At 62.1% G+C, this 12,340-nt stretch carries 15 protein-coding genes; 7 read left to right on the top strand and 8 right to left on the bottom strand.

The features are described 5' to 3' along the window. The first annotated feature begins 45 nt into the window (after positions 1–45). The 4 genes from AC1DZP_RS18820 (at position 46) to AC1DZP_RS18805 (ending at position 4,522) form a co-directional block, all read left to right on the top strand. On the top strand, positions 46–1,620 hold the full coding sequence (locus AC1DZP_RS18820; protein WP_477227536.1) for a trimethylamine methyltransferase family protein: 1,575 nt from the start codon (positions 46–48) through the stop codon (positions 1,618–1,620). 89 nt (positions 1,621–1,709) lie between these two features. Continuing rightward, a complete protein-coding gene (locus AC1DZP_RS18815; RefSeq protein ID WP_477304453.1) occupies positions 1,710–2,399 on the top strand; it encodes a hypothetical protein in 690 nt (229 codons plus the stop codon). Positions 2,400–2,504: 105 nt separating this feature from the next. Then, entirely contained in the window at positions 2,505–3,242 is a 738-nt protein-coding gene (locus tag AC1DZP_RS18810; protein ID WP_457154459.1) for a dienelactone hydrolase family protein, read from the top strand. A gap of 101 nt (positions 3,243–3,343) precedes the next feature. Next, positions 3,344–4,522: a BaiN/RdsA family NAD(P)/FAD-dependent oxidoreductase gene (locus tag AC1DZP_RS18805; protein ID WP_477304451.1), complete on the top strand. Its 1,179-nt coding sequence runs from the start codon at positions 3,344–3,346 to the stop codon at positions 4,520–4,522. 22 nt (positions 4,523–4,544) lie between these two features. On the opposite strand, the gene AC1DZP_RS18800 is transcribed toward AC1DZP_RS18805, so the two are convergent. From AC1DZP_RS18800 to AC1DZP_RS18775, 6 genes are all read right to left on the bottom strand, one after another. Further along, a complete protein-coding gene (locus AC1DZP_RS18800) occupies positions 4,545–4,940 on the bottom strand; it encodes a DUF1801 domain-containing protein (RefSeq protein WP_477304449.1) in 396 nt (131 codons plus the stop codon). Positions 4,941–4,981: 41 nt separating this feature from the next. Next, complete coding sequence (locus AC1DZP_RS18795; protein WP_477304447.1) at positions 4,982–5,374, bottom strand: VOC family protein; 393 nt, start codon at positions 5,372–5,374, stop codon at positions 4,982–4,984. An 81-nt stretch (positions 5,375–5,455) separates the two neighbouring features. Beyond that, a complete protein-coding gene (locus tag AC1DZP_RS18790; protein WP_477304445.1) occupies positions 5,456–5,905 on the bottom strand; it encodes a DUF1801 domain-containing protein in 450 nt (149 codons plus the stop codon). 11 nt (positions 5,906–5,916) lie between these two features. After that, positions 5,917–6,138 (bottom strand): hypothetical protein, encoded by a 222-nt coding sequence (locus AC1DZP_RS18785; protein WP_477304443.1) that lies wholly within the window; start codon positions 6,136–6,138, stop codon positions 5,917–5,919. A gap of 56 nt (positions 6,139–6,194) precedes the next feature. Next, positions 6,195–6,620, bottom strand: a complete 426-nt coding sequence (locus AC1DZP_RS18780; protein WP_477287951.1) for an SRPBCC family protein — start codon at positions 6,618–6,620, stop codon at positions 6,195–6,197. Next, on the bottom strand, positions 6,617–6,940 hold the full coding sequence (locus AC1DZP_RS18775) for an ArsR/SmtB family transcription factor (RefSeq protein ID WP_457154973.1): 324 nt from the start codon (positions 6,938–6,940) through the stop codon (positions 6,617–6,619). The genes AC1DZP_RS18780 and AC1DZP_RS18775 overlap by 4 nt, the downstream gene beginning before the upstream one ends. Before the next feature lie 154 nt (positions 6,941–7,094). Between AC1DZP_RS18775 and AC1DZP_RS18770 the strand changes: the two genes are divergently transcribed. The 3 genes from AC1DZP_RS18770 (at position 7,095) to AC1DZP_RS18760 (ending at position 10,292) form a co-directional block, all read left to right on the top strand. After that, on the top strand, positions 7,095–7,655 hold the full coding sequence (locus AC1DZP_RS18770) for an RNA polymerase sigma factor (protein WP_095087997.1): 561 nt from the start codon (positions 7,095–7,097) through the stop codon (positions 7,653–7,655). Positions 7,656–7,657: 2 nt separating this feature from the next. Continuing rightward, positions 7,658–9,805 (top strand): vWA domain-containing protein, encoded by a 2,148-nt coding sequence (locus AC1DZP_RS18765; RefSeq protein ID WP_477304441.1) that lies wholly within the window; start codon positions 7,658–7,660, stop codon positions 9,803–9,805. A gap of 202 nt (positions 9,806–10,007) precedes the next feature. After that, positions 10,008–10,292, top strand: a complete 285-nt coding sequence (locus tag AC1DZP_RS18760) for a hypothetical protein (RefSeq protein ID WP_477304439.1) — start codon at positions 10,008–10,010, stop codon at positions 10,290–10,292. 15 nt (positions 10,293–10,307) lie between these two features. Here the strand turns inward: AC1DZP_RS18760 and bmt are convergent, their stop codons facing one another. Both bmt and AC1DZP_RS18750 read right to left on the bottom strand, forming a co-directional pair. After that, on the bottom strand, positions 10,308–11,330 hold the full coding sequence (gene bmt, locus AC1DZP_RS18755; protein WP_477304826.1) for a betaine--homocysteine S-methyltransferase: 1,023 nt from the start codon (positions 11,328–11,330) through the stop codon (positions 10,308–10,310). A 134-nt stretch (positions 11,331–11,464) separates the two neighbouring features. Then, positions 11,465–12,322, bottom strand: coding sequence for a helix-turn-helix domain-containing protein (locus AC1DZP_RS18750; protein ID WP_095087394.1), 858 nt, complete (start codon positions 12,320–12,322; stop codon positions 11,465–11,467). Between the last annotated feature and the right edge of the window lie 18 nt (positions 12,323–12,340).

The raw sequence follows: 12,340 nt of genomic DNA, 5'->3' as shown, positions 1-12,340 counted from the left end.
GCCGCAATGGATTCCGGACAAGAACAAATTCAGGGAAGAGCGATCATGAGCGAACACGCGGCAGTCGATCAGGAAGCGTCAAACGCGCGACGCGGGCGCGGCGCCAGCGGCGGAGCGGCTGCCCGGCGTGCAGCCCGTTCGGGCGGCGGCCCCGGCACCCAGCTCACCTATATCAAGCGCAAGATCAACGTCTATGAGGTGCTGGACGAGGAAGGCCTGGCGCTGATCGAGAAGAACACCGACACGGTGCTCGAGGAGATCGGCATCATCTTCCGCGACGACGCGGAAGCGCTGCAGCTGTGGAAAGAAGCCGGCGCCGACGTCAAGGGCGAACGCGTGCACTTTCCCAAAGGGCTCTGCCGCTCGCTGCTGAAGACCGCGCCGTCCGTCTACACCCAGCACGCCCGCAATTCCGAACGCTCGGTGCAGATCGGCGGCAACGCCACTGTCTTTGCGCCGGTCTATGGCCCGCCCTTCGTGCGCGATCTCGACGGCGTCAGGCGCTATGCGACCATCGAGGATTTCCGGAATTTCGTGAAGCTCGCCTACATGGCGCCGTCGATCCACCATTCGGGCGGCACCGTGTGCGAACCGGTCGATGTGCCGGTCAACAAGCGCCATCTCGACATGATCTACAGCCACATCAAATATTCGGACAAGCCGTTCATGGGCTCGGTGACAGCGCCCGAGCGCGCCGAGGACACCGTCGCCATGGCCAAGATCGTGTTCGGCGACGACTTCGTCGAAAACAACACGGTGCTGACCAGCCTGATCAACGCCAACTCGCCGATGGTGTTCGACGAGACCATGCTCGGCGCGCTGAAAGTCTATTCGCGCCACAACCAGGCCTGCATCGTCACGCCGTTCATTCTCGCCGGTGCGATGAGCCCGGTGACGGTCGCCGGGACGCTGACGCAGGTTTTGGCCGAGGTGCTGGCCGGCGCGTCGTTCACCCAGTTGATCCGGCCGGGCGCGCCGGTGCTGTTCGGCACTTTCGCCTCGTCAATCTCCATGCAATCGGGCGCGCCGACCTTCGGCACGCCCGAGCCGTCGCTGGTGTCCTATGGCGCCGCACAGCTCGCACGTCGCCTCGGCCTGCCGTTCCGCACCGGCGGCTCGCTTTGCGCATCCAAGGTTCCGGACGCTCAGGCGGCCTATGAAAGCGCCAACACGCTGAACTCGACCATCCTGGCCGGCACCAACTTCGTGCTGCACTCGGCCGGCTGGCTCGAGGGCGGGCTCGCCTCCTGCTACGAAAAATTCATGATGGACATCGACCAGCTCGGCATGACGCAGAAGTTCTCCGAGGGCGTCGATCTGTCGGAAAACGGTCAGGCGATGGATGCCATCCGACAGGTCGGACCGGGCAGCCACTATCTCGGCTGCGACCACACCCAGGCCAATTTCCAGACCGCCTTCTATCGCTCCAACATCGCCGACAACAATTCCTACGAACAGTGGCTGGCCGAGGGCGAGAAGACCGCGCCGCAGCGCGCCAACGAGCTCGCCCGCCGCTGGCTGGAAAGCTATGAGGCACCATACCTCGATCCGAGCACCGACGAAGCCTTGAAGGACTTCATCGCCAAGAAGAAGGGGTCGATGCCCGACGCCTTCACTTGAAAGGAGCCCGAGTCAGGCGGGGCTAAAGTCGCCAACATCATTCACAAGGAAGTCTGGCGGAGCGCATTCTCCGATCCGGTCAAGAAGGAATGATTGCGCCTGCCGGCAGCGTTGACCGTATCGCTTCGGCACTTCTCGCCAACGGCCTTGTTCTGCGTGGCGGCTTCAATTTTGTGCCGGGCGATGTACCGCCACCGGGCCAGTCGGGCGCTTCCGCCAAGTCCGTCCTGCTGGTGGGGCAGGCGGGTGCTGCGTCCTGGCCGCATTTCCTGCGCTGGCGGGAAAAGCAATCGCGGACCATCGCCAATCCGCTCGACACCTGGTCGCGTGAAGTGATCGGGGCGGTGGCAGAGGTATTCGGGGCGAGGGCCATTTCACCGTCCGACAAGCCCTATCTGCCCTTTCAGCAATGGGCGATGCGGGCGGAGGGGCTGAAGCCGTCACCGCTCGGCATCCTCATGCATCCGCAATATGGGCTGTGGCACGCCTATCGTGGTGCGCTGCTGTTCGAGCAAGAACTTCCTCTCCAAGCCGTTGAGACGCCGCTCCACCTTTGCGATGCATGTGTGGAAAAACCTTGCCTGAAATCCTGTCCGGTCGACGCTTATTCCGAACAAGGTTTCGCCTACCAATCCTGTCTGGCGCATGTGCGGGGAGCAAATGGCGGACCGTGCCGAAGCGGCGGCTGCCTCGACCGTAACGCCTGTCCGTACGGCACGGCCTATCGCTATCCATCGGAGATCCAGGCTTTTCATATGGCGGCATTCGCCGGTCTGTAGTCGCCACGCCATCCTGCACGAAATGTTGACTGCCGGGTTCAGGGAACGCCTTGTTCTGGCGGCTCACGCGGATATGTATCGCGCATCTAATGAACGGAGCAGGCGATGACGAAACAAGACCTTCAGATCAAGACCAGGGATGGCGTTGCCAGGGCAGGACTTTTCCGCGCTGCAAACACGTCCCCGGCCAAGGCCGGCATCATCCTGTATATGGATGCGTTCGGGCCGCGCGCTGCGCTCGATGGGATGGCGGAACGGTTGGCGGGCGAAGGCTATGCGGTGTTGGTGCCGGACCTGTTCTACCGCAATGCGCCCTACGGGCCGTTCGACGCCAAGACCGCCTTTGCCGAGGAAAAGACCAAGACAGTGCTGATGGCGCTGGTCACCGGCACCACGCAAGAGATGACCATCAGCGACAGTGGTGCATTCGTCGATGCGCTGGCTGCCGAGGGTGTTACCGGACCGATCGGGACGGTGGGCTATTGCATGGGCGGCGCACGGGCATTGAACGCCGCTGCAACCTATCCCGAGCAGATAAGGGCGGCGGCCAGTTTCCATGGCGGCAATCTGGCCAGCGATGCCGCCGACAGCCCGCATCGCAAGGCTGCCTCGATCAAGGCGCGTGTCTATGTCGGCACGTCCGGTGTCGACAGAAGTTTCCCGCCTGAGCAGTCGGCACGACTTGCCGAGGCGCTGCGAGTTGCGGAAGTCGACCATGTGATCGAGAACTATGTCGGCATGGCGCATGGCTGGTGCGTGCCGGATCATAGCGTCTTCGATGCGATCGGCGCCGAGCGCCATTGGAAGCGGTTGACGACGCTTTTTGCCGAAACGCTGATCTAAAACGGACCGGGACGTTGCCTGCGGTCGCACCGAACGGGTAGAGACTTGCACGATTGGCGCCGCCTGCTGAACGGCGCCGTCAGCGGGAACGATTTGGCCTGATGCAATCCTATGATGTCGTGATCATCGGCGCGGGCGCCGCCGGAATGATGTGCGCCGTGGAGACGGCCAAGCGCGACCGTTCGGTGCTGATCCTCGATCACGCGGCGATGCCCGGCGAAAAGATCCGCATCTCCGGCGGAGGCCGGTGCAATTTCACCAACATCCATGCCAGCCCGAAGAACTTTCTCTCGGGCAATCCGCATTTCTGCATCTCGGCGCTCAGCCGCTACACGCAGCGCGATTTCATCGCGCTCRTCGAGCGCCACCGCATTGCCTATCACGAAAAGACGCTGGGGCAGTTGTTCTGCGACGGCTCCGCACGCCAGATCATCGACATGATGGTCGCGGAAATGCGGAGCAGGGGCGTGGAACTGGCACTGTCGGCCAACGTCGGTGATGTCCGCAGAACCGTGGAAGGATTTGTGCTTACCCTCTCCACCGGTACGGTCGCATGCCAGTCCCTGGTCGTGGCGTGTGGCGGCAAGTCGATTCCCAAGATGGGGGCGACCGGCTTCGGCTACGAGCTTGCCGAACGGTTTGGCCTTGCCATTGTCGAAACGCGGCCGGCGCTGGTGCCGCTGACCTTCGACGCAAAAACGCTCGAGCGGCTGGCGCCCCTGGCCGGCAATGCCGTCGAAGCGGAAGTCGCCTGTGGCAAGACACGGTTTTCCGAAGCGATGCTGTTCACGCATCGCGGCGTCAGCGGACCGTCCATCCTGCAGATATCGTCCTATTGGCGCGAGGGAGACGAAATCCGCATCGCCATGCTGCCGGGGGCCGACGTGGCGGACCTCATTCGCACTGCCAAGCGCGGCAACGGACGGCAAGCCGTGCAGACCGTGCTGGCAAATCATCTGCCGAAGAGGCTTGCGCAGTCGATCGCCGAGCGCACCGGGATCGACAGCAACCTCGCCGATCTTTCGGATGCTGAGATCAAAACGATCGCCGCGGCGGTCAATGACTGGCGCATCAAGCCGGCCGGTTCGGAGGGCTACCGTACCGCCGAAGTGACGCTGGGTGGGGTGGACACCAACGGACTCGACCAGAAGACGATGCAGGCGAAATCTGTCCCAGGCCTGTTCTTCATCGGCGAAGTCGTCGATGTCACAGGCTGGCTGGGCGGTTATAATTTCCAGTGGGCGTGGTCGTCCGGCTGGGTTGCGGGGCAGGCGGCCTAAAGCACCAAAAATGGCGACGATGCTACTTCCGTGCCTTCGCCAGCGCTTTCTTCTGCTTTTTAGCCTGGTTGTAATCGATGGCGGCCCGGACGAGGTCTTTCAGTGCGCGCTCATCGAGCTCATCGCCCTCGAAAAGATCGATCGCACGCCACACCTTGCCGTCCAAACCCGCGTTGAAGAGCTTGCCGGGATCCGGGAGGCCGGCGCCGTGGGAAAAGGTCAGTTTCACTTTGTCCTTGTGGGCGTTGCCGACGGCGATCATTCCGTCGCGGGACCACACTGGGCTTCCCATCCACTTCCACTCCTCGATGATCTCGCCATCGACTTCAAGAATGGTCCTGCGGACGCTGGCGAGCGTCTTGCCACGCCAGTCCGCGAGGCCCGCGATCAGCAGGTCGATCTGTTGGGATGGAGTCATCGGGTGCCTTTCTCCGCCACGACGCGTTTTATTGCCGCGCTTTACCAGCGCGCCAACTGGGTGATCTGAACGAGGTTGCCGCAGGTGTCGTTCAACTGGGCGATGGTCGAGCCGGTCACCTCGGTCGGCGGCATGGTGAACTCGCCGCCGCTCGCCATGATGCGTTCGTAGTCACCCTTGACGTCATCGGTGAAGAACATGACGGCTGGCTGGCCTTGCTTGAAGATGGCTTGCTGATAGGCCTTGGCGGCCGGGTTGTCGTTGAGCGCGAGTTGCAGCTCGGTTCCATCGGGCTCTTCGGTCGAAGCCACGGTCAGCCAGCGATAGGGTCCATTGCTGAAGTCGGCCTTCTTGGTGAGGCCGAGCACTTCAGTATAGAAGCGCAGGGCGTTTTCCTGGTCGTCCACATAGACGCTGGTCAGCTTGATCTTCATCGCTATTTCTCCTCTGTCCGCCCTGTCGAAATGGCGTGGTTTGAATTGTGCTGGCAGGCTTCGATCAGTCCGCTGCCGCGGCTAGGGGATCCAGCCGGGCAGGGCGGCGGCCTGCTTCATCCAGTCCGCGATCTGCGCCTCGTCGAGCTCGTCGCCTTCGTGGATGTCGATCCAACGCGCGTCCTTGCTTTTCGTTGTGCCGCCGGGCGGGACCGGTCGCAACGACATGCCGCTGAAGAAGGTCACCTTCACATAGTGGGTCAGGACACGGAACGTCACGAACCAGCCTTGGCCCTCGATGCCGTAGAACGGCGAATTCCATCTCACGGCTTTGCGGACATCAGGCACATTGCGCACGATGAGTGCATCGAGGCGCTCGCCGAGGCCGCGTTTCCAGCCCGGCATTGCAGCGATATAGGCCTGCACCGGCGCGTCGCCGTCCCCCTTCGCGATTTGCGGGTTGCCGCCCGACAGCAGAACCGGTGCGGCCTTGGCCGCGACCTTGGTCGATTGCCCCTCCGTCTTGGCCATTCTGCCCATTCCTATGCGCCTGCGCGTTCCCTGCCGCTTCCCTTGGCGGCATACGGCAGCACGAACATGTACAAGCCACTGAACAGCAGCAAGAAGAGCGGCAAGAGCGGCGAGTAGACGATCCAGGCAGGCGGCTGCCCCAATGTCATGGCAACGAAGTTGGCGATGACGGTCAGCGTAAAGATGATCGACAGCCAGCGATGAATTTGCCGAATCCACTTGTTCCAATCCAATGAGACCTCCCGTTAAAAACGAACCGAAGCGGACCCAGTGATCCGCTCGGCGGGTTTCAATCCATTCGCGCCAGGACCTCAGCCAGGTTCGCAAAGTACTGCCGCCACCCACTCGTCGCACCCCGGTATGCCTGCTCCTGATCCGGCCGGAAGCCGGACTGCTCCATGCGCAATCTAGTGCCCGTGCTGGTCGGCATGAGAGTCCATGTGACGACACTCTCGAGGCCATAGGCCTGCCAGGTGTAGGACAGCGTCTTGTTCGGCTCGATTGCGGTTACCTGACAGTCAACGACGATGCTCACGTCAGGCTGCGGGTCCTTTCGCAGATTGAAACGATGACCCGCGACTGGCTTGAAATCATTCTTCATCAGCCACTCCTCGATCAAATGCGGTTGGGTGAGCGCGCGCCAGATCTTTTCCGGGGGATGAGGTATCTCTCGTTCGACAACGACGGAGCGCGTTTCGGTCGCAATGTTGGTCATTGGTCCATTCTATTGAGCAGATTTTCGAGGTCGTCGAACCGACTCTGCCAGAATGCGTTCATCTGGTTCGTCCAGTCTGTCAGCGGTGCAAGTGCGCCGAGTTGGGCGCTGTAATGGGTCTGCCGTCCCTCATGGCGGTCGCGCACTAGCCCGGCATGCCTCAGCACGCCGAGATGCTTTGATACGGCTGGTTGCGAGACCCCGGACTGAGCCGTCAGAGCGCCGACCGTCTGCTCGCCTTCCCGGCACAGGCGCTCGAAGATTGCCCGACGCGTCGGATCGGAGAGCGTTCTGAAAAGGACATCGTGAGCATTCGTCATGGGAATCGATAACTCGGCGGCTATTGATCGACGTATAACTGCAGAGATATGTATCTGTCAAGCATGGCCGCGATGGCCACGATCTGCCCGCTTCCAAAAAAATCTTTCCATTGCCCCAAGGAATCGCCATTAGCCTTCGTCCAACAGGCAAATGATGGCGATGATGCTGGATGAGAGCGAAGCCTCCGACGCCGAACTGATCGGGCGGGCGAAGGGCGGAGACAGGGGGGCCTTCAGCAAATTGCTGGAAAGGCACTATGACTTCGTCTATCGCGCCGCCTATCGCTGGTGCGGCAAGAAGGCAGATGCCGAAGACATCGCCCAGGAAGTCTGCGTCCGGCTCGGCCGGGCTATCCGCGACTATCGCGGCGGCGGCGCCTTCACGACATGGCTCTACTCCGTGACCCTGAACGCCGCGCGTGACATGATGCGCAAGTCCGCTCGCGATATGGCAAAGACGGAGGCCTACGGCGTTCACGCGCTGATCTCGGGCGAGGCTTCGGCCGAACCGGAAGACCCGGCCGAGGCCTTGTGGGCGGCGGTAAGGCAGTTGCCGGACAAGCAGCGCGACGCCGTGCTGCTGGTCTATGGCGAGGGCTTGAGCCATGCGGCTGCCGCCGAGGCGATGGCGATCTCGGAGGCGACGGTTTCCTGGCACATCCATGAAGCGAAGAAACGGCTGAAGACGCTGATGCGCTCGGCCGGGGAAGTGTGACCATGGTCGACGACAACGAACTCAACAGACTGCGCGACATCGCGGCGCCGGCGCCGGGCGAGAGCGCGAAGGCTCGTGCCTTCGAAGCCGCCATGCGCGCCTATGACCAGGAAAATATTTCGACCGTGACCCAAGGATCGGTAGGCGGGCTTCGTCTCACAGAGCGAGCACAAAAGCTCTGGAGCGAGATCATGCAAAAGAAACTCATTGCCGCGCCGGCTCTTGCCGGGCTCGTCGCCCTGCCGATCGCCGGATACGCCACCTTCCACATGCTGAGGGAACAGCCGCCGAAATTCGGCGGCGACGAGAAGATCACCGAAACGCTGGCCGACAAGCCTGTGACGGTGAAGCAGACGACCAACGAGCTCAAGCCGGCCCGCACCGAACTGGAGAAAGACAAGAAGGCCGACGCGGATGTGGAAAGCCGCGACGCCACCGATGCGCTTGTCGCGCCGGCCTCGCCGCCGAAATCCGAATCGACCCTCGCTATCGGCGGCGCACAGAAGGAGGCGGCGACGGGCGCTCCCCGACAGGATGCTACTGGCGCCGGAAGTGTGGCAATGAATAGTGCACCCCCGGCACCGGCCCCGACAGGTGAATTTGCGCTGGATGGCACTGTAAGCGCCCCCAGCAAGTCGCGGAGTCTCGCGCCGGCCGAGTCCAAGCTGATGGCGCAGCAGCCAGCCATGGCTCCGGCCGACCAGGTTCAGCCGCAAGAGCAAAACCGCGACCGCATCGAGGATTTCAAGACCAATCCGGTGCATGCCGCGCTGGAGGATCCGGTCTCGACCTTTTCGATCGATGTCGACACGGCTTCCTATTCCTTCGTGCGGCGTTCGCTGAAGGAAGGGTTCGTGCCGCAGGCCGATACGGTCCGCGTCGAGGAGATGATCAACTACTTCCCTTATGACTGGAAGGGCCCGGACTCCGCCACGACGCCGTTCAACTCGACGGTCAGCGTCATGCCGACACCGTGGAACACGCACACCAAGCTGATGCATGTCGCCATCAAGGGTTTTGACGTCAAGCCGACCGAGCAGCCGAAAGCCAACCTTGTCTTCCTGATCGACGTGTCGGGCTCGATGGACGAACCGGACAAGCTGCCGCTGCTCAAGTCGGCTTTCCGGCTTCTGGTCGGCAAATTGAAGGCAGACGACACGATCTCGATCGTGACCTATGCCGGTGAGGCCGGCACCGTGCTGATGCCGACAAAAGTTGCCGAGAAGGACAAGATCCTCAATGCCATCGACAATCTGCAGCCCGGCGGCTCGACGGCTGGCGAGGCGGGCATCAAGGAAGCCTACAGACTTGCCCAGCAATCCTTCGTCAAGGACGGCGTCAACCGGGTGATGCTCGCCACCGATGGCGACTTCAACGTTGGCCAGACTGATGACGACGACCTGAAGCGGTTGATCGAGAGCGAGCGCAAGACCGGTGTCTTCCTGTCGGTGTTCGGCTTTGGCCGCGGCAATCTGAACGACCAGATGATGCAGACCATCGCCCAGAACGGCAACGGCACAGCCGCCTATATCGACACGCTCGCCGAGGCGGAGAAGGTGCTGGTCGAGGATGCCTCCTCGACGCTGTTCACCATCGCCAAGGATGTGAAGATCCAGGTCGAGTTCAACCCGAATAAGGTCTCGGAATATCGGCTGATCGGGTACGAGACCCGGGCGCTCAACCGCGAGGATTTCAACAATGACCGCGTCGATGCCGGCGATATCGGTTCGGGTCATTCGGTCACCGCGATCTACGAGATCACGCCGAAGGGCAGCGGTGGCGAGCAGATCGATCCGCTGCGCTACGGCCAGGCGTCGGTGGACAATGGCGGTGTCGCCAATGCGGGCGAATACGCCTTCGTCAAGATCCGCTACAAGCTCCCCAACGAGGACGTCTCGAAGCTGATCACCACCCCGGTGACTTCGGCTAACGAGGTGGCATCGTTCGACGAGGCCGGCACCGACCAGCGCTTCTCCGTAGCCGTCGCGGCCTTCGGCCAGAAGCTGCGCGACGAGGATGCAACCGCGAAGTTTGGTTACGACAAGATCATGGAGATTGCCACTGCCGCTCGAGGATCCGACCCGTTTGGGTACAGGTCCGAGTTCCTCTCGCTTGTGCGCCTTGCCTCGGCGCTGGGCGGAAATCGGTAGTGGTGATGACGGCCGGTTTCTTTCAGATGGGATCGTTCTGATACGGGAAACCGACCCACGGGCGGGTGAGGCAGGCCGGCGAGGGATTCATTCCTTGCCGGCCTTTTTTTGCGGATTGTTAAATTGCGTTGGATTTCCGGTAGATGATCGCAATTTCCTCTTGTTACGCAGAGGCTAATGTTTGGGCTTGAGGGAGCCGGAATTGCTGATCAGGACTGTTGCGAACTCGATAACCCGAGATATGCCGGCACAAGGATCGGCAGCGTCCACGCCATCGGCGGAATCCAGACGCATCAGCGACGATGTGGCCCAAGCGCGTCACACCGCCATCTCTGCGCTGAACAATGATCGTTTTCGCGTCATGCTGGAGCAGATCTCCGACCCCACTGCATCGGGCGCACTGATGACGATGCGCGGCGATACGGCCGCCGGCACCGGTACCGATTTCAAGTCGGCGCAGTCGAGCTACGCCGACAACAGCGAATAGTCGGAAACGATAAGGTCAGGCCCGGCTGCGGCGACGCTCGCGGCGGGCTTCGCTGGTTTCGACGGTGTTTTCCGTCGCCACCTTGTTGCGCATCGGACCGATGCGCTCGACAATCGCGCCAACGGTCGGACGATCCGCCTTGGTGTGCGCGTCGAGTGCCTTGCGCATGGCGGCAAGGTGCTGAAACGACGTGCCGCAGCAGCCGCCGACGATTTTCGCACCGGCATCGACGGCAAGCCTGACATAGTCGGCCATCAGTTCCGGCGTGCCGGAATAATGAATCTCGGTGCCGCGGAATTCGGGAATGCCGCAATTGCCCTTGACGATCACAGTCGCCTCCGGCTTCGCCTCGGTCATGTCGAGCAGCGATGCCAGGATGTCGGAGGCGCCAACGCCGCAATTGGCACCGACGCCGAGCGGCGCTTGCGACAAGCCGTCGACGACGCCGTGGATGTCCTTCGGCAGCAGGCCCATCATGGTGCGGCCGGCGGTGTCGAAGGACCCGGTGTAGGTGTAGGGCAGGCCGACGCGGATGGCGGCTTCGGCAGCGGCGCGGATCTCGTCGGGAGCCGACATGGTCTCGATCCAGGCGACTTCGGCGCCACCGGCCTTGAGACCCTCGATCTGTTCGGCAAAGGCATCGACGGCCTCGTCATAGGTCATGGCGCCAAGCGGCACCAGCAATTCACCGGTCGGGCCGACCGAGCCGGCGACGATCACCTTGCGGCCGGCCTTGTCGGCGACGGCACGGGCAATCTCGGCGGCGCGCTTGTTCAGCGCGTGCACGCGGTCCTGCGCATGGTGCAGCTTCAGCCGGTGACGGGTGCCGCCGAAGGAATTGGTGAGGATGATGTCGGCGCCCGCATCGACGAAATTCTGGTGCAGGCTGCTGATGGTTTCGGGCGCTGTCTCGTTCAGCAGCTCCGGCGCTTCGCCAGCCTCCAGCCCCATGGCGAACAAATTGGTGCCAGTGGCGCCATCGGCCAGCAGCACGCCCTTTTCGGCCAGCAGGGCATCGATCGGGTTGGTCGTCGTCATCGGATTGGCTTTCATGTTTCGAAATTCGGATAAGGATATAAAGAAGTCTTTATGTGTAGTCAATGATATTGCGGCGATTGACTGGCCATGTCGACGGCCGGGCGTTGGGTTGAATGGCCCACGATTGCCGTCGATCAGGCAGAGCTTGATGCGAAGGACATGTCAGCCAGATTGCGCGCGAAGGCGGCGGCTTCGTGCGGGTTGACGTCGGCGGCACGGATCAGATTGTCGAAATGCTGGGTCAAGGCCTGGACCGGCTGGGTGGCGTTCAGCACCACATACATGTCGCCGACATAGATAGCCGCCCGATAGGGGCCGAAGATGGTGAGGGGAATGGAATAGCGCATGCGGCCGTCATATAGAAACAAGCGGAAGGTCGGGTAGAGATCGTCAAGCAGCGTTGCCATATGGGCGAGTTGCTGTCGGCGGTCGGCCTCCGGAAAACGGTCCCAAACGCCCAGGCCGCGGGCAAAGATCTCCAGCGTATGGCGCGGCATGCAGACTTCCATGTCGGTTTCCGGCCGCCGGTTGTAATCGATGCGGTATTGGGTTTCGTTGGCTTGCGTCAGACGGCTCCTGTTGGTGATGTTGGCTTCATAGTCGACGAGGGCGTGTGTTCGCAGAAGATCGGGGATGCCGGCCGGCACATAGCGGATCTTGGTACCGGCCGCCTCGGCGAACCACTTTGCCAGCAGCGTGCGGTCGAAGCCGTCGCGCGCTTCCTCGATCTCCAGGCTCTCGCGGATCTCGCCGGTGACACCCTCGTCCTGGCTGAGGCCAAGCAGCCAGTCCAGCGACACTTTGAACTCGGCAGCGATATTGAGCAGGGTTTCCGCCCGGGGCAGGCGTGTCGAGGCGCCGGACAGCAGTTGCGACAGGGCCGACCGATCGATGCCGACCGCGGTCGCGAAAGATGACTGGTTGAGATCGGACCGTGTCAGGAGCAGCTTCAGACGCTCCCGAAAGATTGCTGACAGATCTCGTTTGTCCATCACTTGGCTCCGCGAATC

The organism is Mesorhizobium sp. P2_F8 (assembly GCF_056403655.1).
This window is presented reverse-complemented; position numbering and strand designations above follow the sequence as displayed.

What these genes read in the sequence shown, in the direction of transcription:
- AC1DZP_RS18820 (WP_477227536.1), top strand. Translation starts at nt 46, where the DNA reads ATGAGCGAACACGCGGCAGTCGATCAGGAAGCGTCAAACGCGCGACGC.
- AC1DZP_RS18815 (WP_477304453.1), top strand. Translation starts at nt 1,710, where the DNA reads ATGATTGCGCCTGCCGGCAGCGTTGACCGTATCGCTTCGGCACTTCTC.
- AC1DZP_RS18810 (WP_457154459.1), top strand. Translation starts at nt 2,505, where the DNA reads ATGACGAAACAAGACCTTCAGATCAAGACCAGGGATGGCGTTGCCAGG.
- AC1DZP_RS18800 (WP_477304449.1), bottom strand. Translation starts at nt 4,940, where the DNA reads ATGACTCCATCCCAACAGATCGACCTGCTGATCGCGGGCCTCGCGGAC.
- AC1DZP_RS18795 (WP_477304447.1), bottom strand. Translation starts at nt 5,374, where the DNA reads ATGAAGATCAAGCTGACCAGCGTCTATGTGGACGACCAGGAAAACGCC.
- AC1DZP_RS18790 (WP_477304445.1), bottom strand. Translation starts at nt 5,905, where the DNA reads ATGGCCAAGACGGAGGGGCAATCGACCAAGGTCGCGGCCAAGGCCGCA.
- AC1DZP_RS18780 (WP_477287951.1), bottom strand. Translation starts at nt 6,620, where the DNA reads ATGACCAACATTGCGACCGAAACGCGCTCCGTCGTTGTCGAACGAGAG.
- AC1DZP_RS18775 (WP_457154973.1), bottom strand. Translation starts at nt 6,940, where the DNA reads ATGACGAATGCTCACGATGTCCTTTTCAGAACGCTCTCCGATCCGACG.
- AC1DZP_RS18770 (WP_095087997.1), top strand. Translation starts at nt 7,095, where the DNA reads ATGGCGATGATGCTGGATGAGAGCGAAGCCTCCGACGCCGAACTGATC.
- AC1DZP_RS18765 (WP_477304441.1), top strand. Translation starts at nt 7,658, where the DNA reads ATGGTCGACGACAACGAACTCAACAGACTGCGCGACATCGCGGCGCCG.
- bmt (WP_477304826.1), bottom strand. Translation starts at nt 11,330, where the DNA reads ATGACGACGACCAACCCGATCGATGCCCTGCTGGCCGAAAAGGGCGTG.
- AC1DZP_RS18750 (WP_095087394.1), bottom strand. Translation starts at nt 12,322, where the DNA reads ATGGACAAACGAGATCTGTCAGCAATCTTTCGGGAGCGTCTGAAGCTG.